Consider the following 22490-nt stretch of genomic DNA (forward strand, 5'->3'; position numbering starts at 1 on the left):
CGGGGGTTTTTTTTACATTTAATTCAAATCCACAAATAGGACACAAGAAAACACTACGGCCCTGTTTGATATTTTTTTTAGAAAGGCTTGCTCCACATGGACATATTTTTTTATCACTTAAAGTGAATGACGTATTTATACTTTCCAATTTAAAAATCCTAGTTATATTCTAACAATATATCTTGAATATTAATAATAAACGATTAATATAGCAATAACCACATTTGTTCCTCCAAAATCATATAGCAGGTAATGAAATGAAAAGGCACGGGCTAATTTTGTCTGTTTTATGCGTATCTATTATCAGTGGGTGTGCAAACAATAATAGTCAGAGTAAAGATTTAACAGAAAAACCAAAGGTTGAAGTAAAATCACTTGAAAATATTCATTCGGTTATTTTATCTGTTAAAAAGAATGAGCGTTTTTTGGATGGTTTGTATAACAGCTTATCTAAGCGGGGTATTGATCAAATTGCTTGGATGCTGCCAGAAAAAGACATGATTCGATTTCGTTCTCATGCAATAAATAATGTAGATTTCAGTGGTCTATCTCTTAATGATGCCTTTAGCAAAATGGCTGATAATCTTGGTGTTAGAGCCAATCTCCATTATCACTTGAGCGATAACGTAGCAGCAGTTGTATCATGGGATGGTGAAACAGAGATCTCCATAGTTGAGGGTGAACATTTAAAAGAAGCATTAAAGAATATATCGAAAGATTATAGCTGGAATTGGATCGAGGATGGAAAGCAGGGCCAGAGTTATTTAGCGACAAGTAATTATAATTTTCCATATAAATATCCTCTAGCGACAAAGAAAGGTGATTTTGGTCAAGCTATATCTTCAATTATATCTGCATATCCCGTTAGAGCTGAGTTAAATGAAAACAATAGAACTGTAACAATATTGGATGCGAAATAATGAATACTAAGATTAAAACGTTAATTATTGTACTAGCTGTGCTCTCAAATGGTTGTGTCTCTGATAGATACAGAACAGCAGTAGTTGATAATAATCAACTGAAGAAAGAAATTGATAGCTATACCGTTCAACAAGACAGCCCAAAAGTTAGTTTTGTTACAACATCCTATATTGATGCATCACCATATAAACAAGTAGTTCCGTCTCCTAAATGGCTTGAAACGCCAGTATCAATCGATGTGACAAATCAGCCAGTATCTTCTTTGCTTACTTATATTCTAAAAGATACTGATGTTGAGGTTGTCTATGATGAGGGTGTTAAGCTAAATAAGCCCATAACAGTAACATCATCGGGATCGCGAGAAACAGTTTTGAATGCTATTGCAAAACAAGCTGATTATGGGGTTAATTTTACTGATAGTCGATTGACTATGACTGCATTTGTCAGCGATACATTCAACATAAATTTACCATCAGGTGTTTATTCTGGGCAGCTTGGGACATCTGAAAGTGAAAATAAAAGCGATGGCGATACTGGTGGGGAGCCTAAAATTGATGGGCAATTCCTAAGTGTTGCTTATCGTGCAGTTGATGTATTTAATGAGATTCAAAAAGGTATTGAATCGATCATTTCAACTAATAAAGAAAGTTCTGTTCAATCGGTTCCTTCATTATCCTTAATCAATGTAAGGACTACACCAAGCCGAATGGCAGAAGTTCGAAACTTTGTGAACATCTATCAGGAAAAACTTGGCAAACAAGCTGTATTTGATGTGAGGGTTATTGAGTTCAGCAGTAACTTAGGTCAAGAGCAAGGAATTGATTGGAATATTGTTCGTGAAATTGGTGATGGGACATTACAGTTCTTTATTCCATCCACATCAACCATATCAGATGGTGCTGGATATGGATTATCTTTTATGGGGAAAGGTAAGTGGGATGGTACTACAGCCTTTATTAAAGCTCTTGAGTCTCAAGGAAGCGTTACTACATCAACGCCTATTACCGGACTAGTGCTTAACCATCAGCCTGCCAAAATATCTCAAACTAATACGACACCATTTACTTCTGAAATAAATACAGATGTATCAGAAGGTGTTGTTTCTACTGAAATAAAACGAGATAAAGTTAGTGTAGGAGTTGATTTGATGTTAACTCCTAACATTATGGATGATTATGTATGGCTACGTATTTCAGGTAAGCTATCAAAGATCACGAAAGATAAAACAGAAACCTATGGCGATAACAGTATTAGGTTTATTGATACGCAAGAGAGTGAAATAAACTTCACTAATAAACTACGTTACGGACAAACTTATGTTATAGCATCTGTTAAACAAAAACGAATTTTAAATGATAAATTGGCATCCTTCGGTTTCGATTTCCTTGGTGGGCATAGTTCATTAAATGAAGTAACCGAAACACTGGTTCTATTGACGCCAAGGAGAGCTGATTAATGCAAAATTTTAAGTTGGCTGAATATGCTATATTTGAATCAGAAAAAGATCTTAAAATTCACAGGCGTTTAAACCGCTTTGATTATGAATATGTCTTTCAGTGTAATGAAAAATTCATTAGATATTTTGGGGATACTGATCTTTTCTGTGTTTCAAAATATGTCATTGATTCGATTGATTCATTAGAGAAAACATATGTTTATTTAGAGTCGGTTGATGATAATAATCTATATGGCCTCTATGTTGAAAATGGTATCGTAGCAAACGAAATTATAGATACTAAAGAAGTAGTGTTAGATCTATTTTCTTATTTTCTATTAAATTCACGACTATATACAAGTGAGAATGAGTACAAGGATAAATCTAATTCATTTATTTTAACTGATAAAATTGATGTCTTAAATATCCCAAGAAAGTACAAACTCGTATCATTATATGTAAGTCTAAGTAGTTCTGATAGGTTTAAAAAAACCATCTTGGGTGTTCTTTTTGCTGCTTGTTTAGTATTTGTCGGTAATAGTGTATTTAATCTCTTAAATCCGCCACCGCCACCACCAAAAAAGCCGTTACCGCCAGAAGTTGTATGGAAGAACAGCCTAAAAAATAAAGTATCAATTGTATCAGTCATTAATATGACGACAGCAATTAATGCGTATGCTTCATTGTTACCAACTGATTGGAGAGTTGGAAATATACTCTATAGTGACGGATCTTTAACAATGAAGATTGAAGCATTAAATACACAATCATTTGATTATACATTGCGACAATGGCTAAATGAAAATGATGAATTAAAAAATTATTATGATCACGAAACTAAATCGCTAATAATACCAGTGAAAGCTAACTATGAGAGGGCCATTTATAAATTAAATGATTTTGAGAAAAACTTATCTGATTTATTAAAGTATTATGGCGCAATATCAGTTGACTATTTTTCTATTGCTCCAATTGGTAACGTTGAACAGTTTCAGTATACTGCTAAGTTTAAAAATGTAGATGTGGCAGTTCTTTTTATACTTTCAGATTTTTTTAAAAACAAACCTGTGTCAATTGATTATCTAAATATGTCATTTGTTGATGGTATTAGTTTAATAGATTTAGACATTACCATGACTTTAGAAGGATTAAGAAATGAGTGATAAAGTCTTATTGAAAAATAATAAAGCACCGCTGGCATTATTATTTTTGTTTTCTACCTTAACAATCACATCTGGAATTGTTGGATGCTATCTATATGATGAAACACAGTCTATTGATAATAAGGTTGATAAATTGTTTCGTTCCCAGTCACAATATGCGACAGTAGATCAGATTTCCGAAATTATAAAAATGGAAATTAGTAAATCGGTGAATCAAAATATTGAAGTTGATTCTGATTCTATCGAGAAAAAATCCGTTGAATATATTCCTTTATCTGCTGATGCAAAGCTTGTTTTACAAAAAAGCAAAGATATTTACTTGAATAAGCTAAGAAATATTGAGCTACAAGCTCTTGTTGAAAACAGTAAATTATCATTTAAATCAGATGATAAAGTAGTAAGCAACATACTATTGCCGCCTGATTATAATAATGGTGTCGTTCAACCAGAAAACCTATCGCTATCTGAGTTTTCAATTTCAGATCAAATGAGTGTCCAATCTCTGATCACAGTCAATGGGGAAACAGAAGCAATAGTCAAATTTGGGAATGAACATGTACCATTAAAAAAGGGAATGAATTTTAATGGTGTTAAAGTTGTGGATATTTCCTCTCAGAATGTAACACTTTTTGAAAATGGTAAACAAATTATCCGTTCATTAGAACATCAGCAAGAAGTTGAACAGATTGAAAAAGTGGAATCTTAACTTATGAATGTTGTAATTGATGAATATTTAAAAACGATATACTTGGAAGATTCTTCAAGTCTTTTCTTTGATAATGGCCATATATGGACAGTTAATTTACAAGCTCCTCGTTTACAGAACATAATTGATCATGTAAAAGAATCACGAGATCTTTTAGATGGAAAATATTTTGGAAAAAGTCCATTTGTTAGAAAAGTAAAAAACTCAGTTCTTGATGCTTATCGCACTGACCTGAAAAAGAAACAGGAAGTTAGGGACGAAATTGATTTTGATATATCGAATACCTCGGATGTTAAAGATCGTCTGTGGTTCATTATGCAGGAATCAATTAAAAGGGGAGCATCTGATGTTCATATTGAAGTTTTAAAATCATCAACGCGGCTTTTGTGTCGAGTGGATGGTGTGCGAGTTCAAATTGGTGATGAGATCCCTGATCCTAATTATGGGCGTTCAATTTTTTCTGTAATATTCCTTGATGTTGCTATTGATAAGCTATCCGATTTCTCGGAGGCTGCGACAAATGCAGGTAGAATTGAAGTGCCATTATTAGTTAAGGGAAAGCTACGCAATACTATCTGGCGGGCATCGTACATGCCAGCTAAAGATCATGGTGGTAAGGTTTCATTGCGTTGGTTAAATAAGAATGATTCTATTCCTGAATTAGAGGATTTAGGTTATACAGATGGTCAGCTAGCTCAATTTTACAAATTTATTAGACGTTCAAAAGGTGTTTTCCTTTTATCTGGTGTAACTAACTCTGGGAAAACAACATTAATATCTTCTTTAATAAAAAAGAGTAAGGAGCAATACTCAGGTCGTTCACATCATACGCTAGAAGATCCACCTGAGTTCGATTTAGGCGTAGTACAAACTCATGTCCAACCACATCAAAAAGTAGCTGAAGATCTAGACGAGTATAAAGATTATGGATATTACACAAAGGTTCTATTGAGGCAAGATCCCGACTTTATATCAATTGGTGAGATTCGAGATCATAATGTTGCTATGGAGACTTGTCGCCTCGGCGATACCGGGCAATTGGTTGTGGCAACACTGCATACGTCTTCTGCAATAGGTATTGGTGAAACATTAATATCTCAGTACAAGGTTGAACCAGCAATTTTGGCAACGCCTGATCTGATGGTTATTTGGGCGACTCAGACACTTGTTAGTACGTTATGCCCACATTGTAAAGTCAGCCATAATGAGGTTAAAGAATACTATCAATCTCTTAATTTGGAATCTGAATACAACCGTGGGATGGAAATTTTTTCATTGAATAAGGTTGATGAAGATTTAAAGGATGTATATTGGAAGAATCCAAAAGGTTGTTCAGAATGCAATAATGGCCAAAAAGGTCTTACATCGCTTCTTGAAATGATTGTTTTTGATAATGATGACTTGAAATATCTTTCAAATCAGGATTATTTAGGATGGCATAAATCTTTAATATCTAAAGGATATAAAGAGTTAAAAGATCACGCTATTCTTAAAATTAAATATGGAATGCTAGATGTTAATACAGCTGCGGATCGTGTTCCGACACTTATTCCACAGGAGTCACATTCTGTATATTTAAAGATGTTGAATTAATGAGGATATCATGAAAGGAATGAGGCCGCGTAAAATAAGAAGGTTATCTCAAAAAAAACAAATTTTATTGCTAAAAAACCTTCGTACACTTGTTAGTTCAAATTTAACACAAAAGGAAATAGCTCAAAGACTTGTAGAGTTTGGCACTAAAGAAGAACAGTCTTTAGGTCATGCTGTACTAGCTAGCTTAAATGTCGGCGGTACTTTTGCTATGGCTGCTAAACCGTGGTTTTCACCTATGGCTTGGGAAGCCTTAATTGCTGGCGAAAAAACGGGGGTTTTAGAAAAGGGGATCAAAAATGCTTTAAAGATTCTGGAAATCGGTAACGTTACTGGCATGGGTTTCTTTTGGGGACTATTAAAACCAATTGGTACTGTTATTGTAATGTTCGCTGCTTTGATCGGAGCAAGAGAAGCCTTCTTTCCTAAGATAATGGATCTGTATTCGATTAGCCGGTGGGGGGATGTTTCAATAGCGGCCTATAATTTTGGTGGTTTTCTATCTGATTGGTGGAAACTTATCTTATGTATCATACTGTCACTAATTGCGATTGTTATTTTTACAATTAAATATTCCGTTGGTATGTTCAGGAACAAGTTGGATAAGTTTCCAGTCTATCGTCATTATAGGCTAATTCTTTCAGCAAACTTTTTGAGATCTATAGGCAATTTAATATTAGCTGGTTTTTCATTAAAGGAATCATTATCCAGTACAAAAGAACAATCAAATTTATATTTGTCATACCATATTGATATAGTTATGAAAAATATTGGACGTGGGTATTTAAATATAGGTGAGATATTGGATACAGGTTTATTAGATCGTTCTGAGCAAAGCGCTCTAAAAGTTTTAGGTGGTAGAGGTGGGAATTTATCTCAAACATTATTGAATTGTTCTGAAATCACACAAGATAAAGTTGTAAATGAATTAAGTAATTTACAAAAGATATTATATAACATACTAATGCCAATTGGCGGTTTATTAAGTTTTTTGTTAATGGGTGGGGTTGGAATGTTGATGTTTGACTTATCGACAAATATTGGGTGATAGTTTAAATTGAATTTTAAAAACATTATGAAAGTTGTTTTAATTTTAATTTAATCTGATATATTAATATCAAATTTCGAATTAGTTTAATTTGAAATCTTCTTTTTAAAAAAATTAATTTACCAGAAACAAATGGAGATTTTTCTATGCTTACTCAAGAGCGTGATATGAATAAGTTTTTCAAGAATAAACAACGCGGCGCAATGTTAATGGATAATATGATTGCTGTTGGTTTTATTTCTATGTTGCTTATCGGTATCGTTGCAGCAATCCCAACAATCACACATAAATTGAATGTCTCCAATTTCCAAAAACAAGCAACAGACATTTCAACTGCTGCTGTTCAATGGAAAAAGGCCCGGCCTAACTTTACAGGGCTTTCAATGGACGAGTTATGTAAATATGAGTTGATTTCTAAATCACACTGTTCAGGAGCATCAGCCGTATCAGGTTCAAATCCATTTGGCGGTGATTGGACACTTACTCCAACTCAAGGTACTTTCACCCTAACTGCAACCTTGCCAAACCTAACAGGTGAAACTGGTCGCCAATTAGATCTTGCCGACACTATGGCTCCGATGACTAAAGGCCAATGTGCATCATCAACAGGCTGTTCAACTATCGATGCGTCTTCTGCTGACTCCCTTATTATGAAGTTTTAACTGTTAATTCAGCACATCAAAAGTTCAGCACATCATAAGGGCGCACTCAATGCGCCCTTTTTTATTACGGTGATGATATGAAATACCAGAAAGGTATCATGGTCGCAGAATTGGCGATTTATTATTCTGTTAGTGTTACATTAGTCGTAATGTTTATATCTAGCATTATCAATTTTGGATCGAATTATGTCAAAGCAACAGAAATAAAGGAAACATCTATTGCCATTAAAGACGGTATTGAGCTGTTTTATAATACGTACCCAAAAATTGCCGAAAATAAGCCTTGCTATTCAATAGATAAAATCCCTGTAAAGAATGTTAATCAGTTAGTCAGTGAGGGGTATATTACATCCAAAAAAAATTATTTGGGTTATGATTTAACAGTTAAAACATATGAAATGAATGGAATTAAATATGCTGCTGGGGCGATGATAAATGTAAATTTAGACAGCTTAAAAGAAGCAAGGAATATGAGTGATTTAATTCCAAATTCAAAAGTAAAAGATGATAAGTCAATTAGCATTTATTATCCATTTACGTTGCCAGATATCGATCAGAGACATTTTGATTTCAACACAGGATGCTATATACAATGAAAAATCAAAAAGGATTCTTTTTGTTGGGCCTAATCATAGCTTTTGGTTTTGCTACTGCTGCCTTTACGATGATGGCTGACCGTATTTATTTATCGCAAGTAAAATCTCAACAGGTTGTTCCATTTTTAAATAGATTGTCTTCTTTACAGGAGTCCATAAAGCGTTATCAATTAATAAAAATCAAATCTGGCTTAAAAGATTCAGATGTTGGTATTTTTCCACCCAAAGCTAGTTTAGAGAATGAACTTGTTAAAAAAGGTCTATGGGAAAGCTGTACTAACGCGGATAAAAATAATGGGCTATGTACTGATTTGCTTAATACACCTTACAATTCAAAGATTGATTATAATTTAAGTCCGACATCTGGTACACCCCCTGTGGCCGTACCTATTGCAACGTTTGAAATACCGCTGCCCAACATAAATTCAGAAAAGAGGTTGTACAATTTGTATCTTTCAGAGCTATCGAAACTTGCTAATTCAAATTTAAGTTCAGATCGTACTAAATTGATATTGCGTTTATATCCAGTCACTAATTATCCATCGTTAGATACTGAAAAATTTATAACTTCTGACGGAAATACTATACTCAAAGATACTTGGGATGTTGGTAATAAGGCTGTTCTTAATGCTAGCCAAATTAGTGTTAAAACTTCCAATGGTTCTCAATTGGATATATCGAGAGGTACTATTTCAGAAATGGTTGTTCCATCAGGCACAACTATTTATAAAACAGCTTGGTCTTGTCCTGTTGGTTTAGAGCCAAAGTTGAATGTTAACGTGCATTCGGTGTTGAATCAAAATACATATATTCAATATATAGGGATTAATGGTTTTACACCGATAGTAGAAGATCATGGAAATAGGTATATAGTAAAGTTACGTTACAATGCAAAAAGGAAAAGTGATAGTAAATGGCATCAACATGAGAATGGATATTTAAATGTGCGTTTAGGTTGTTATTAATATTAAAGGGTAAGTTATGAATAAAAAAATACTAATAGTATCATTATCAATGATGATAAGTTTTAGTGTATTAGCAAAAGTAACCGTTAATGATGTCAATCGTTACTCGGTTCATTTAAATGCTAGTGTTCAAGATACACCAAGCAATACAATCGCTAACCAATGGTGGAATATGAACAGAGCGCCTAATGAAAATTCTAGTAGCAGTTCACTATATCTTTATGGTGGAAGCTATCGACATTATAATGGCCGATGTGTGGAGAATAATTTTTTTACTGGTGCATGTTCTTGCCCTAGTGGTTACACGGGGGCTAGCCAAGAGACTTGGGGAGGGAATACTTTATATTTTTGCGAAAAATGGGGATGATACTATTTTAAATACGTGAAATTTACAATAATTTAATGATTGCGTTGCTTTATTTGCCACTTTAGTCACAAAAATATTAGTTGGTAAATGGCAACGCTTTTTTTTTCTGAAAAATTGTTTTTTTTATCTTATGTCTATCTGTAAGTCAGGTTATGATCTATATAAGATTTCAACAAATTAACTTGCAGGGATATAAAATGAAAAAATTGATATTGAATGTTGCATTGACAGCGGCTTTAGCTTCTTCTTCTGTATGGGCTGTGGAGGGTGGGGACGCTCTAAGCTGGTCAGATTATCCATACTTAGTAGAATCAAATTGTACTGGTACAATTCTAGCAGGTCGTTTTGTTTTGCTCGCTGGTCATTGTGGTGCATGGGAAAGTAACCCGTTTCCTCGTGCAATTAAGCTATCTAATGGTAAGTCAATCATGCCAAGTAAGCGTCACGCCGAGCTATATTACGAGGGGACAGATGATGTTGCGTTGTGGGAGCTTAATGATACTATTCCTACGAATAAAGTCATTTACTTAAATGCTTCGGATGCCCCTGTCATTAGTGATTCTGTTTATCTAATGGGATTTGGTCGCGATAATGGTATAGCAGATTTACATGGTGGTTTTAATACAGTATCTAATGTTGTTGAAACAAATGTTATGTATGTCGATAGCATTGTGCATAGTGTTGAAGGTGATAGTGGTGCTCCTGTATTAAATGCTAATGGTGAGATTATTGCGGTAAATGCTGGGTCGAATACGGTTGAGGGGTCAGGTGAATATGCTCAATCAGGATCTATGATTTCAGCACCAGTTGTGAAAAATTGGATTCTTGATACTATCAATGGTTGGCACAGTGAGACTAATTTTGAATTGGTAGGTCAGCGTACAGTAGAACTTCAATCACTGCATTCACAACCAACTGATCTGAATGAGTTAATTAATTCTGGTACATTCACATCAGGTGATGTACAGGTGTTGGGCGGGTCGTGTGTCACTGATGGGGTGGTAGATGCGTTCCAACGCTGTACGTTAGATTTGAGCAGTAATGGTCAAGAGGGTTTTGTCGATTTGGGTAATTACAAAATTACTGTTAACCCTCATGTTGAACCAGAGCCAGAGCCAGAACCTGATGGTGGAAATAATAACGGTGGTGAATCAGGCGGTGGTTCAATGGGATTATTTGGTATGATTCTTCTTGGTTTCTTAGCGGCTTTCCGTAAAAAGATCTAACTACTTTCATCTTTAAATAAAGCATCATCTATCATTAATGGATGATGCTTTTTTGGTGTTTACCATGATTGAAATATATTTTCAGTTTTTTTTGTTTGTTATATTAACATTCGCATTTCCTTTTTTATGTTTAAAAATAAAATTTCTAAATCCATTTAAAACATCACTTGTTACGTTTTCGAATACAAAGAGAGAGTTTAGGAAAGAAACGATAGTATTTGTATTAAAAAAATCAATTAAGATGGTGGCAATTCTAATTTCTTCACTTTTTCCGTATTTCTTTATTCTGAGTGAATTATCGGCATTAGATCTTATTGTTATTTTCGCAATTACTTTTTTATTTTCTTGTTCGATAGTAAAACCTGTGATTAGAGATTCTAAAGCAAAAGGGATTACAATAGAACTAAACACCGCTTGCTCACAATCGGCCACTATTCATCTTAGTAAGATTGATGAACAATTTTCTAGAAGAATATATAAAGATCTTGAAGTCGCAATAAGTGAGAGCAAGAGGGTAGGTATAACTAAAATGGTTATGATTTCACCTATTTTTTCAATAAAAAAAGAGCTTAGAAATTTTAAAGTATTTGAGCGAATGGTAACGAGGAATGGTTTTATTTTGGTTAGCCGAAGAATGAAATGGTACGAAGGAATACCTACTCGTGTAATGTTTAGTGTATTGCGCGGCGTTCGAGATTCACACGCTTTGGATTCTTTAGGTGGGATGTGGGTAAGAGTTGAACTCAGAGCCATTACTGACACCAATTAGATTGCTTTAGGCCAGCTATAATGCTGGCCTTTTTATTTGATTATGTTTGAAGATTTAACTGTAGTGTTATTATATGTATATATTATTATGGAGGTTATCATGAAAAAAATGTTATTTTTTGTTTGTTTATCTTCACTTATGATTGGATGTTCGGCTAATCATAACGGTGGGATTGATAGAACTGAAAAACTAAATCCAGCTTATAGTGAAGCATATAACATAGCTAACCAGACATTTTTAACACGTAAAACATTTGCTAATGGTTCGTCTCCATTAAGAGATATAAAAAAAACTGACATTGAAATTGATAAAATTGCCGAAATGACGAAATCGGGAATGGGCAGTGCATCATTTTTTAGTGCTGGTATATCATTATTGGCAGGGGATTTCACATCAGCAATAATTGATTCTTTCGGAGGAATTATTACCAATATTTCTGCATCTAATCACCCTAGTTCTGTTCCTCAATGGATCATTGTTGACAATAATAATTTAACGGATAAAGAATTATTCGATAAAATTAATTTGTCAATTATGAGGTCATTGATAAAAATGAACCCTGCTATTAAATATGACGTTAGATCTTTTGCAGATAGATATGGTGAAGTACAAAGTTTTATTATTGGCGGCGGCTGCAAAGAACCTAACTTTATAAATGATGATTTTTACTGGATGGGGTTGATGATTGATGGGGCTGTCGGTAAGAATACTTGTATGACTCATATTAGATATAGACGTGACAAAATATCAAAAGCTATAGTAGCTAAGACTAATTTAAGTGATAAGATCACATCAAATCATGGCTTTGATGAACGTTCTATATTTGGTATGGTATCATACTCATCAGTTTCTCATGCGTTACAGCAACCTTTATCTCCTGAATTATATGATAGTTTCCTAAAAACAGTCACTGCGGAATTAGGTGGTAGTTTTTATTATTATACTCCAAACTTCCCAAGGGAATATGATTCTTACTCTGATAAGAATGTAAAGTTTGCCACGTTTATTTTACCAAAAATCTATCATAATGGATTTATGTTAGATTTCTTTGACCCACTGAAAAATGATTAATTTTATCAAGTTAACAATGATTATTTTTGCGTTAGTTTTATCTAAACCTATTTTTGCAAAAAATACATATTATAATTGCTTTAATAATGCAGGGGAAAAGTATAATATAAACATTGATATTTTAATGGCAGTTGCATATACAGAAAGTTCATTTGACCCTCATGCAATCAATTGTTCTAATCGTGACGAAAGCTGTGATTATGGACTTATGCAGATAAATAGTTGGTGGTTAAACGAATTAAAGCAATATGACTTAGACATAGATGACCTATTAAAACCATGCCTTAATATACATATCGGAGCTTGGATCTTGGCCAGTAATTTTCAGTCATTCGGCTACAGTTGGGACACGATTGGGAAATATAATGTTGGCAATAAAAGTTCAAAAGCTGCAATAGATGCAAAGATGAAATATATTAAGAAGGTAAAGGAAAACTATGTTTATTTTATAAATAAGGAAGACGTTTAATGTGAAGAAAATTTTTTTTATAATTCTGACATTAAGTATCGTAGGATGTTCGGCCAAACAAGATCCAAAGCCTTGTAATGCTGGAACATTTATACACCGTATTTTGGAGAGTCAAAACTATCATACGGTGGTTACGGCACAAAACAATCCCAAATCAATTGGTGGTGCATCGTATATTTCATCACACCAATCTCATGTTTTAAAAGTAGAAAAAAAACAACCAATTAAGGATGACACATTATGGCTGAAAATAAATCACAATCTGTTAGAAAAATGAAATACTCAAAACCATACTTATTGCATGATTTAACTGTTTATACCGATGGTGCAATTCGTCTAACCAATTTTTATGTTCCAAAAGTTCTTAACTCTCTTTTCCAATTAGATGTCGTTCTGTACTACATTGCAAATGAAGAAATGGCAAAAAAGGCAAATGAAAAGGCAAATGAATTACTTGATCGCGAAACAGATCGTGTGATGAAATTGCTTGACGGTGCTAATGATATGGTTAAGAAAAAATCGCTAACTGACAATATTGAATATTCAATGTCTTTTGCGAAAAAATACAAGCTGCAAACGCCCCTTGCCGGAAAGTTTATCAAGCTAATACAATCAGTTGACCAATTCAATCGGGCATTAGATGTGATGTGGCTTAATGGTGAGTTAGATTCTCAGAGTCGTGTCAAACGTCTTAAGCGGCTAAATGCTAGTCTGCTAAATCTTTCCGGTACACTCTATAATATAGGTATTAATGCGTTAAAAGTAGCTCAAGAACAAGGCCACGGAGAAGATATTGAATCAACGTTGAAAGAAAACAATGTTGTTGTTGATAAAAAGCAGATGACAGAAGAAGATTTAGAGGCTGACTCGGCAGTTGATTTACAGCCTAACTCGGAATCGGAGGTGGCAGCAATTCAGCCTAAATCATCAGAAACTGAAGCTCTTGTAATTGAGACTGAGGGTGTATCGTTTACTGCTGGTTTCGATTTGACTAAGTGATTTAATGTAGGTTAGAAGATCTGGGCCCATGATAAAGGCTGGCATAGTGCTGGCCTTTTGATTTATGAGATTTGTGATTTTTCGGTTAAAGCGAAAGCCTTACTTTGGTCAGAAAACGGTGACTGTATACGAATAAACAGATATGAAAAAAGGGAGCCTAAGCTCCCCTTTTGTCGAACTATAAATTTATCACTGCTACATGAACTGTCATATACGAACGACAAGGTAAAAATACATCATATGCTAGACATATTCAAGTGTTGCTTTACTTAAGTGGGCAATAAGTAAGCATAATTTACTTAACGAGCATAACTGTTTTGATGCAGGTATAAATGTCTAATGATGACAGTTCTACTTTTTTATAATCAAGCCAAATTGCCCTCATTGAGAAAAAGGCACAAATAACGATACCAACATGGACTATATATGCGTGTAAGCCCAAAAACTGCATAATATTGAACGTTAAAAACATACACGCAATCATCAGTAATTGTACAATTGCGAAAACTTTCATCATCATTCCTTAGTAATTGAATGTTTCTATCAGGTTAACATGAGCTTTGCTTAGTTCAAACATTAAGCAGACACGAAAAGTTAAGGTTTCTCTATAAAATGAGGGGCGTTTTGCTTACTCGTTATCTTTCATCTTCTCCGGCTTTATGTATGATAGCTACATCACAAGGAGGCCGAACTGATGACACGAAAACAACACTACCAACTATACAAGCCGAGTAATATCCATTGGGGTGAGTCAATGGAGCAATACGTTACAGGAAAGAAAGCCAAGCAGAATAAGATAAAGCAATTTGAACTATTAAAGAAACACATGACACCCGAACTTTTTGATTTCCTTGCTAGTTCGATAGAAATCCATGTGATGGCTGATGAGTTTTCACTGTTTAGAAATAACAATATCATTTACCCTTGTGATTCAACTCTGTTAGATAAGTTGTTCAATGCTAAGTATGATATTTCGAATATCACCATTCTGACGTACCCGGCAGAATCTTTCGTGATGGCAATGCCAAGCGGCTATCAATTCAATGGCGTTCATCTTCCATCATTTATGGTCAATGTGTGTGATAATAAAATGGCTGATGAGTTGATTTATCAACCATTTTGTAAAGCACTTATGGGTGACAGTCATGTATTGCAGTCTCCACCCCGAGACATTGATGACATTAAGATTTCACTGTGCTTTAAAGACCGTCATTCTGATGGTTATGTCAGAGTGCAATTTTATCAGCACGAAATTCCTGATTTGTTGGCGATAGATAACATCGAACAATTCAAGTCTTACATGGATAAGGTTAATCAGAAGCATCATGACTTGTATCGTCGTAAGCAACGAGAAGCAAACGATATAGACATGGAGATAGAAATTCGCCTGATCAAGTTAGTCGCATCTTTGTTTGTTTATCACACGGCAAGTGAAGGGAGGTTCCTTCGAATGGGCTTACCAAAATCAACGGCCAAATTTGAGCAGTGTCAGGCTGTTAAAAACACACCGGCTACTTTTATGGAACTGGGTTTGTACCGTGATACCGAAAATGCCAATGGAACGCGGCCAGATACGCATGAACGGACGTTTTATTTCCGTCAATTAATGAGTGAACGTTATTATCAAGGCAAGCATTCCAATCGAGTTCGTGGTAGCCGCTGGGTGTTTGTACCTGCAACAGTGGTCAACCAAGGCTTGACCAAGACAATTTTGACGCAAGAGTAGAGTGGAAAACTGATAGTTACTGGGATCAGGCTTGATTGCGTCAAATCAATATCGCCAATGAGGCTTATAAGGCCAGCCATTGGCGTGAACCTATTTCGGAAGGACTATGTGGCCAAAGTGAGAAAGCGGCTAGGAGAGGCCGCGTAGAGGGGCTGGTCTAATGCAAAATCAATTACCAAGATGGGCAAAAAATTTTACCTGTTAATTATTAAACTATCTTTTTTGTTGGGTTTTAACAAACAAAATAACCACTACAAAAACAATTGCCCAATACGCATAATGCGTTAGTTAAATAAAGTAATAATTACAATGCTGGCATTTCATGTCATAATTTTTTGGTTTAGGTGTTACATCATCACATTATGGCTATTATTACTACCGAACAGTAACGATAATGGGGAAACAATCAGGAGTGCATGGGAAAATGAGCGATAAAGTTTTTTGTCAATGTGACAAGTGCCGACGGGATATTTTGGTTGGTGAAACGATGGTTACACTATCCGCTCAAAAGGAGCGAATTGATAGTGAATCGGCTGTTCAGCCTTTAAATGTAAATATTATCGGTACATGGTGTGAGTCATGTGCTGGAACAGTCCAAACTAAGCATTAAACCGGATGGGAATATGGCAAAATTTCAGCAAATTAAAGGCTTTGAGGGGCTGTCAGTCGTGCTTGTTGTTACAGGCCGTGAGTCTCTATCCGAATTAAACGAAGCAGCTCTTAATTACGCCGACGAGACAATGGCGAACAGTGCTAATCACGTAGCTTCTCAGTGGCCTGTAATTGAAAAAAATGAAATTAGAACAGAGCAAATCGGGTGGATCGAAATTGGTGTTGTAGATACTGAATACACAATCAGTCACCTGAACTTAGATAGAAAGCCATTAGATTCAAGCTGGAATGCTCGTGAGTTTTACCTCGGCAAATACGAATAGGAATGGGGAAAATGTCGCTCGAAGTTAAAACTCTCTGCTGGTTCCAAAGTGAAGATTGGATAATGACGGCTATAGCCTTCCGTGGGTCGTATGTCGTGACTCAGTACGGCAATCTATTTAGCGTCGATTGGTGTTTGGGTAACTCAGTGGTCAACATTAAAGCTGGCATAGATTCACTGGCAAGCGCACAAGAGTTAGCACAGGCCGATTATCACCAAGAGGTTCAACGAGCAATTTTGTAAGGAGTGGAATATGAGCGAATTAATGAAAGAGCTGGAAGCATTACCACAATTTATTAGTGCCAAGCTGAACGCTGGGTCAAACTTGGCAAATAAATTATCGACTTAGGAGACATGGAATATGGAAGTGTATTCTTCTCTAAAAATCTTCTCCATACGAGTAGAAGTAATAAAAATTTCACAGGATATTTTCAAGTGGCAGATAGTTGAACTCGAAACAGAAACGGTTTCATATTTGCACAAACGGCGCTACACGAACCCCTCTGTAGCTATGAGAGACTGCCTTTTTATCGTTTGCGGTGAGCCAGATGAATATCGAAAAAAAGAGCTAGAAGAAGCAGCAAAGAATGTTAATTAGAAGGATTGGAAATGAACATAATAGGTTTAGATAGGATCAATGCCTTAATTACAAAACATGGTTTCGGTTTAAGGTCTTGGGATGACAGGTACTCAAAAGGTGTATGGGTTTGCATTGCAAGAAGCTCCTATTTATTGGAAGAAGTTGAAGATGCTTCAGAAGCTGGCGACTTAGATATGATTCCTGCAACCGACTTTTTGTTGTCTCAAGATTGGCTCCCTTTCGCAATTGGAGATAACTTTTCAGATGGGTTAATTGAGCTAGAAAAGCGGTTAGCAAACTTACCATATTCAGAGCTAGATCGTATGTCTCAGTGGTCAAATGCTGTAGACGCCGTGCTTGAGCATCTAAGAGATGTAACGAACTCTAGTTCCGGTTACGGCGGTTCAGAAGGACAATTTAAAACTCTATCAAGTGACTTTAAAAAACTGTGGGAGTGATGGGAATATGGAAAATCAAGTATATGAGTGCAAACTTTGCCATGAAATTTTAGTATCCGATGCCCAGCATCATTATGCATTTATGGTTTGTGAGGCTTGTACTACTGAGCACGAACAAGGTATTGATCAATAGCAATAAGGATTGAATATGAGTGAGGAACAAAAATATTGCGCAAGATGCAGTGAAACTGCATCAGTAAAGCTTTGTGCTGAGTCGAGACTTTTGCACATTAAAGATGAATGTCAGGCTGGTGATGTCTGGGATGCTGAACGTGGTTATCTACTTTGCGATGACTGTTCAAATCAATTATTAAAAATCCTTATCCCAGCATTTCTCGGAGTTCAAGAGGCCAATATGCCTCTATATGTCAACCGTATGAGTCAAGATGATTATCGAGCTTTACAGATAGCTATGAACAGTCAATTGGCCAAGTGCCAGCCAATGTAACGGTGTTTAATATGGATGTTGAGAAACTAATAGCATCGCTGAGAGAAACGGACAGGTATATCGAAACAATCTTTATGCAAGGCTCTTGCTATCAGTTCCATTTGTTTCTTAAATCGCTTTATCCTAAGTCTCGGCCCCTAATCAGCAAACAGAAAGATCACATTATCACCATGATTGATGATCGGTGCTATGACATAACTGGCATTGTTAGCAGTCAGGGTTTTAGTGAGCTAACTGAAAGTGACTTGCAATTAGTAAAATCGTGGAGCTTTTCAAAGTACAAAATACTTTCTTTAGGCGAGTGCCCATGTTGTGAAGAACCTATAATTGTTTAATCAGGAGGATAGGAAAATGCAGTATAACAAAATAAATGCAGGTAAATGGTTAATCGATTTTTTCAGCACTAATGGTGGCAAGGCTATTGCCTTATTTTATATCACTGTTAGCCTGCTGGTTTCAGGGCTCGTAATTTTTAGTTGGTTCAATACTGGCTCAATCACTATTGAGGAAGCCCGTCCAGTTGTCATTATCATTTTACCTATTATTATTTGTCTTTTTTTGATGAAATCAGAACTGAACAGCAAGTAACGAAAGTGAGCCGTGGTGGGAAAATGATGAACCGGAATGACGGATTAGTGTTAATAGGAATATTAGGATCTTTCGCCGCATTAACTATTCCTGTTGTAATCTACTTACAATCAGAAGGTTATTTTATGTTTTCTGTACTTTATCTGCTATGGATTATAGTCGGTAACGGTGTGCTATTTTCGTATGATCAACTTGTAGATTTGAATACTGTCAAACACGCAAAAAATGGACACGGCGCTCTTGTGGGTGGATCAATTGCAATCAAAGCTTTGTTGTGGCCATTGTTTTGGAAACGTAGTATTGAATAGGGACGAATGGAAAATGCGCGAATCAATAAAAGGGTTAATTGGATCTTGTCGAAGCGTAGTGAAGCATTTCGTCTGCGGGTCACGCCCGATAGTTGCCCATATAATGAAGGGGATTGGCGGTACGATGAATGGATGTTCGGCTGGGATAGCAGTGAACAAGCTGAACCAGACTTATTTGACCATGTAACAGGAAAATTTAAAATTAAAGAGTCAGCGAAACTATAGGAACCAGAAAGCGCAGTACCGACACACTGATAATGGACATTCGTTGCTAAGTGGGCATTAAAGCTTGAGTAGTCTCCTGTCCCGAATAATGTCAGGACAGGAATGCAGGTCTGTTTGGACGGGGAATTTACATTTCCTAGTAAGGACTATTTAATTACTCGGCCTTAGTTTCATTATCTGATACGATCAACCGCTTATATTCAGATTCAATATGTCGTAGATGCGCAAGTTCTTCTAGCTGTCGGCCCTGTTCTTCTAGCTTGTTTTTTTGCTGTTCATGTTCAACTCGCAAAATATTTAGTTCACCTTGTGCTTGGTGATATAAGCCTTCCGTTTTACGTAATCCGTTGATTGACTCTTTCAATTCAGACATGTGATTGAGTTCCGTTTTCAGTGTGTTAATTTCACCCTGTAATTCGGTTTTATGGATTAATGCCTCATTAAGCTCTTGCGCTTTGATATTCAATTGTTTAATTGATGCTTTGTATTCTTCACACTCGACATCTAATGTTCTTTTCTCTGATTTTAATTGTTGAATTTCGTCTTGAACAGCGGCGTTATTAGTATTGGCCTCCAACAGCTTGGCATTCAGTTCGTCAAGCTGGCCTTTGAGTTCGTCATTGCGACTTGTTAACTCATCGTTTGTATTTGACAACTCATCAATACTCATATTCAAATCTGATATTGATTCACTAATAGCATTCTGATTGTTGATCAGTTCTTCAATGGCCTTTTGATGTTCATCATCTTTAATGGCCAAAGAGGCAATCATCTTTTCTTCTTGTTCGGATTCAACTTGCTTTCTGACTGCTGCAATAATGCCGTTAAAAATCCCTTCAACGCTTGAGAACGAGTGTTCCAATACATCATTGATATCTATCTGTTCGCTGCTTTCTGTGTCCACAATGGATTGTGAATCCAATGGATTATTGTTTTGGTCAGCTAAATAGCTTTGCCAAACACCAATAAGGCGAGTAGGCGTACCTTTACCAATTTTCTGACGCAAGGCATAGCCTGTGATTTTGTTTAGCTGTGTACCTTCATCAATCAGGATATGACCTGCTTCAATGATGCTCTGGTCGGTAACTTCGGTTGGACGCATTATCATTCCTCTTGCTGCTAGTGCCTGACAAGTTATAGGGCAACATTCTATCAAGAATGTGCCCCTTATACTTCTGCTGTCGATTTTTAATTACTGATTGATCGCAGTAATTTTTCTCTTTTCTGTTATCCATGATGATAGTGCAGTGATGCGACTTTTCGCCCGTCTGTAATTGCTGAATGACGTTGGATTAAAGCCATTTAACGTCAATGAACGGTACAGTTTCGTGGTTAATACCATATATCTAACACGGCGTTTGTGTAGCTGTTCGGCGGTCATTTCAGAATATCGGTAGATATTCCCTCGTAATACGATTTCATCCGGTCGGTTTTTCATTGTTATATCTCCATATCCAAATCAGATAGCCATGCGTGATCCACGAATAATTGCTGCTGCTGTACGCTGATAGCGAACCGCTCAACCATATTCTGTAGCCGTAACCTCAAGTTGGTTGGGTAAGTATCGAGTTTGCTGATCCCTTCGATGCAAGCGATCTGGCATCGAGAAAGGCTTGAGATATCGTTACCGGATAACGTGAATAACCGTTCCGGCGTGTGTACAACTAACGCGGTGTCATTAACTAGATATCCGACCGCATTCAGTGAGCCAGTTTTCGAATGAGATTGGGTTAGTTGAATAAGCCACTGTTGCTGTTGCTCTGGTGAGAGGCCAGTGAAATTGGCCGGATGGCTGCAAAACACACGGTCATATTCACTCGCTGTCGGTTTTCGGAGAAAGAACATTGAACGAGGGATGCGTGTTGAACCGTCACACTCAAAATCGCCGGCGCATTTTGTACCTTTGCTCTTAACAATGACGGCTGAAATATCATAGCCAGCCAGTAGTTTTGGCTTTAGTGCGAAAACGTCAAGAAGCTGAGTTAGCGACTGATCGGCCAATTCGTCAATGCTCATCGTCTGGTCGATTAGTTCTGCAAATGAAAATCTTTGGGCGATTTCAATCCATTCGGCCTGTTGGGACAGGGTAATGTTGAGTCCATTTTTGCATTGAACCCAATAAACCACGGGCAACCCAATACCAAGGGTAAAGCCGTTTCTAGTGATAGTTTCCGTGTTGCAAACCAACATAAGAAAATTTTGCGGCTTGGAATTAGCGACTAGAGACGCGGCCATATCAATGATGGTCTTTTGCTCGGTGTGCTGCTGCATGATCTGCTTGATGGCCAAATCCAACTGAGCGGCTTGCTGGTTAATTTGCCCAGCAATACCCGCAGAGTTGAGATAAATCTTATGCATTAGTGCATTCATCTTAATAACTCCATGTCACGATTTGACGCATGTTAGGACGATTTTTTGCCGTGTTAATCACCTTAAAAACATCGCCGTTCTCAGTGTCGAGGTAGAACAGGAAACGCTCTGTCGGTTGCGAGATCAGTGTTAGCGACTTGAGCGGTAGGTCATCAGACAGTCCGGTTTGCCATTCCGCGATCTTGATTGTGCGGGGCGAAATGGTGTCCTGAATTTCCCGCACCTTGGCTGGCGGCCACTGCCTGAAAAATCTATCTAAAAGGCTCTCAATATCTGCGATCTCACTATCTAGCAACGAGTAGTATTCCGTATCAGGTACGGCAGACCTACGCTGGATGATACGTAAATTGAGATCTTTGCGTACCAAAGGGACGAGCGATCTATGCCAGTTCTTGGCTACCGCAGCATCATTGGTTCCCGTTCTTAATAAATCGCATCGAGCGGCAAAATTCATCGGAGCTATCCTTTTTTGTGTTCTATACACAAAAAATAGCATTAGTTTTGATTAAAGGAACATTAACGAAAGAAATTAATGACGAAAGAAATAAAGAAAGAAATAAAGAAAGTTAGAAATAAATAAAGTAATGGAGCGGGGTAACGTGACAGCGTAACGATAAGTGGTGCTGAGATACCACCGTTACAGTGTCACACGGTAAATTATTGAATGTTTTTGAGGTGTTACCTTGGTGATTTTGATAAAATAGCCACCTATGCGTAAAAATGCCTTTTTTTACGCATAGGGTGGGGTGGTCGCACACCGGATGATTTAAGGAAAAAGCCTTATAAATCAATGTGTTATGTTTTATTGCAGCATGGGTTTGGGAGGGCAGCAAAATGGCCTTTTCTGGTAAGCCAGTGAGCTA

At 36.4% G+C, this 22490-nt stretch carries 29 protein-coding genes; 26 read left to right on the top strand and 3 right to left on the bottom strand.

The features are described 5' to 3' along the window. Window positions 1–257 precede the first annotated feature (257 nt). The 26 genes from ABT56_RS18795 (at window position 258) to ABT56_RS18915 (ending at window position 19032) form a co-directional block, all read left to right on the top strand. Window positions 258–920 (top strand): hypothetical protein, encoded by a 663-nt coding sequence (locus ABT56_RS18795; protein WP_047880453.1) that lies wholly within the window; start codon window positions 258–260, stop codon window positions 918–920. After that, entirely contained in the window at window positions 920–2377 is a 1458-nt protein-coding gene (locus ABT56_RS18800; RefSeq protein WP_047880454.1) for a type II secretion system protein GspD, read from the top strand. The genes ABT56_RS18795 and ABT56_RS18800 overlap by 1 nt, the downstream gene beginning before the upstream one ends. Beyond that, window positions 2377–3519 carry a hypothetical protein gene (locus ABT56_RS18805; RefSeq protein WP_047880455.1) on the top strand — a complete coding sequence of 381 codons (1143 nt, stop codon included), beginning with the start codon at window positions 2377–2379 and terminating at the stop codon, window positions 3517–3519. Before ABT56_RS18800 ends, ABT56_RS18805 begins: the two co-directional genes overlap by 1 nt. Continuing rightward, window positions 3512–4225 (top strand): hypothetical protein, encoded by a 714-nt coding sequence (locus tag ABT56_RS18810; RefSeq protein WP_047880456.1) that lies wholly within the window; start codon window positions 3512–3514, stop codon window positions 4223–4225. Before ABT56_RS18805 ends, ABT56_RS18810 begins: the two co-directional genes overlap by 8 nt. Window positions 4226–4228: 3 nt before the next feature. After that, the gene (locus ABT56_RS18815; RefSeq protein ID WP_047880457.1) at window positions 4229–5818 is read left to right on the top strand and encodes a GspE/PulE family protein; all 1590 of its coding nucleotides are present in this window, start codon (window positions 4229–4231) and stop codon (window positions 5816–5818) included. A 10-nt stretch (window positions 5819–5828) separates the two neighbouring features. Continuing rightward, window positions 5829–6866 carry a type II secretion system F family protein gene (locus tag ABT56_RS18820; protein WP_047880458.1) on the top strand — a complete coding sequence of 346 codons (1038 nt, stop codon included), beginning with the start codon at window positions 5829–5831 and terminating at the stop codon, window positions 6864–6866. Window positions 6867–7012: 146 nt separating this feature from the next. Next, the gene (locus ABT56_RS18825) at window positions 7013–7528 is read left to right on the top strand and encodes a hypothetical protein (protein WP_047880459.1); all 516 of its coding nucleotides are present in this window, start codon (window positions 7013–7015) and stop codon (window positions 7526–7528) included. 77 nt (window positions 7529–7605) lie between these two features. After that, on the top strand, window positions 7606–8124 hold the full coding sequence (locus tag ABT56_RS18830; RefSeq protein WP_047880460.1) for a hypothetical protein: 519 nt from the start codon (window positions 7606–7608) through the stop codon (window positions 8122–8124). Then, the gene (locus ABT56_RS23370; RefSeq protein ID WP_053062564.1) at window positions 8121–9089 is read left to right on the top strand and encodes a hypothetical protein; all 969 of its coding nucleotides are present in this window, start codon (window positions 8121–8123) and stop codon (window positions 9087–9089) included. Before ABT56_RS18830 ends, ABT56_RS23370 begins: the two co-directional genes overlap by 4 nt. Window positions 9090–9105: 16 nt before the next feature. Next, window positions 9106–9456 (top strand): hypothetical protein, encoded by a 351-nt coding sequence (locus ABT56_RS24055; RefSeq protein ID WP_157037911.1) that lies wholly within the window; start codon window positions 9106–9108, stop codon window positions 9454–9456. Between the two features lie 197 nt (window positions 9457–9653). Continuing rightward, window positions 9654–10682 (top strand): trypsin-like serine protease, encoded by a 1029-nt coding sequence (locus ABT56_RS18845; RefSeq protein WP_047880462.1) that lies wholly within the window; start codon window positions 9654–9656, stop codon window positions 10680–10682. Window positions 10683–10746: 64 nt separating this feature from the next. Continuing rightward, window positions 10747–11451 (top strand): hypothetical protein, encoded by a 705-nt coding sequence (locus ABT56_RS18850; protein ID WP_157037912.1) that lies wholly within the window; start codon window positions 10747–10749, stop codon window positions 11449–11451. A 99-nt stretch (window positions 11452–11550) separates the two neighbouring features. After that, a complete protein-coding gene (locus ABT56_RS18855; protein WP_047880464.1) occupies window positions 11551–12522 on the top strand; it encodes a hypothetical protein in 972 nt (323 codons plus the stop codon). 16 nt (window positions 12523–12538) lie between these two features. Continuing rightward, complete coding sequence (locus ABT56_RS18860; RefSeq protein WP_047880527.1) at window positions 12539–12991, top strand: lytic transglycosylase domain-containing protein; 453 nt, start codon at window positions 12539–12541, stop codon at window positions 12989–12991. A 1-nt stretch (window position 12992) separates the two neighbouring features. After that, entirely contained in the window at window positions 12993–13268 is a 276-nt protein-coding gene (locus ABT56_RS24060) for a hypothetical protein (RefSeq protein ID WP_157037913.1), read from the top strand. Continuing rightward, window positions 13232–13990, top strand: coding sequence for a hypothetical protein (locus ABT56_RS18865; RefSeq protein WP_047880465.1), 759 nt, complete (start codon window positions 13232–13234; stop codon window positions 13988–13990). The genes ABT56_RS24060 and ABT56_RS18865 overlap by 37 nt, the downstream gene beginning before the upstream one ends. 694 nt (window positions 13991–14684) lie before the next feature. Next, complete coding sequence (locus ABT56_RS18875) at window positions 14685–15716, top strand: hypothetical protein (RefSeq protein ID WP_047880467.1); 1032 nt, start codon at window positions 14685–14687, stop codon at window positions 15714–15716. A gap of 623 nt (window positions 15717–16339) precedes the next feature. Beyond that, window positions 16340–16651, top strand: coding sequence for a hypothetical protein (locus tag ABT56_RS18880; protein WP_157037914.1), 312 nt, complete (start codon window positions 16340–16342; stop codon window positions 16649–16651). Window positions 16652–16713: 62 nt separating this feature from the next. Then, window positions 16714–16893, top strand: coding sequence for a hypothetical protein (locus tag ABT56_RS18885; protein WP_169753950.1), 180 nt, complete (start codon window positions 16714–16716; stop codon window positions 16891–16893). A 118-nt stretch (window positions 16894–17011) separates the two neighbouring features. Beyond that, window positions 17012–17248, top strand: coding sequence for a hypothetical protein (locus ABT56_RS18890; protein WP_047880470.1), 237 nt, complete (start codon window positions 17012–17014; stop codon window positions 17246–17248). Between the two features lie 11 nt (window positions 17249–17259). After that, window positions 17260–17688, top strand: coding sequence for a hypothetical protein (locus ABT56_RS18895; protein WP_047880471.1), 429 nt, complete (start codon window positions 17260–17262; stop codon window positions 17686–17688). A gap of 7 nt (window positions 17689–17695) precedes the next feature. Then, on the top strand, window positions 17696–17821 hold the full coding sequence (locus ABT56_RS24600) for a hypothetical protein (RefSeq protein ID WP_276203189.1): 126 nt from the start codon (window positions 17696–17698) through the stop codon (window positions 17819–17821). 15 nt (window positions 17822–17836) lie between these two features. After that, the gene (locus ABT56_RS18900; RefSeq protein WP_047880472.1) at window positions 17837–18136 is read left to right on the top strand and encodes a hypothetical protein; all 300 of its coding nucleotides are present in this window, start codon (window positions 17837–17839) and stop codon (window positions 18134–18136) included. A gap of 11 nt (window positions 18137–18147) precedes the next feature. After that, the gene (locus ABT56_RS24680) at window positions 18148–18471 is read left to right on the top strand and encodes a hypothetical protein (protein ID WP_053062566.1); all 324 of its coding nucleotides are present in this window, start codon (window positions 18148–18150) and stop codon (window positions 18469–18471) included. Window positions 18472–18487: 16 nt separating this feature from the next. Next, a complete protein-coding gene (locus tag ABT56_RS18910; protein ID WP_047880473.1) occupies window positions 18488–18724 on the top strand; it encodes a hypothetical protein in 237 nt (78 codons plus the stop codon). Window positions 18725–18747: 23 nt separating this feature from the next. After that, window positions 18748–19032, top strand: coding sequence for a hypothetical protein (locus tag ABT56_RS18915; protein WP_157037915.1), 285 nt, complete (start codon window positions 18748–18750; stop codon window positions 19030–19032). Between the two features lie 379 nt (window positions 19033–19411). Here the strand turns inward: ABT56_RS18915 and ABT56_RS18925 are convergent, their stop codons facing one another. The 3 genes from ABT56_RS18925 to ABT56_RS18935 form a co-directional block, all read right to left on the bottom strand. After that, entirely contained in the window at window positions 19412–20359 is a 948-nt protein-coding gene (locus tag ABT56_RS18925; protein ID WP_047880476.1) for a coiled-coil domain-containing protein, read from the bottom strand. Window positions 20360–20697: 338 nt separating this feature from the next. Beyond that, on the bottom strand, window positions 20698–21627 hold the full coding sequence (locus ABT56_RS18930; RefSeq protein ID WP_047880477.1) for a hypothetical protein: 930 nt from the start codon (window positions 21625–21627) through the stop codon (window positions 20698–20700). Window position 21628: 1 nt separating this feature from the next. Next, window positions 21629–22081: a hypothetical protein gene (locus tag ABT56_RS18935; protein ID WP_047880478.1), complete on the bottom strand. Its 453-nt coding sequence runs from the start codon at window positions 22079–22081 to the stop codon at window positions 21629–21631. Window positions 22082–22490: the final 409 nt, after the last annotated feature.

This window comes from Photobacterium aquae (assembly GCF_001029445.1).
GTDB lineage: Bacteria > Pseudomonadota > Gammaproteobacteria > Enterobacterales > Vibrionaceae > Photobacterium > Photobacterium aquae.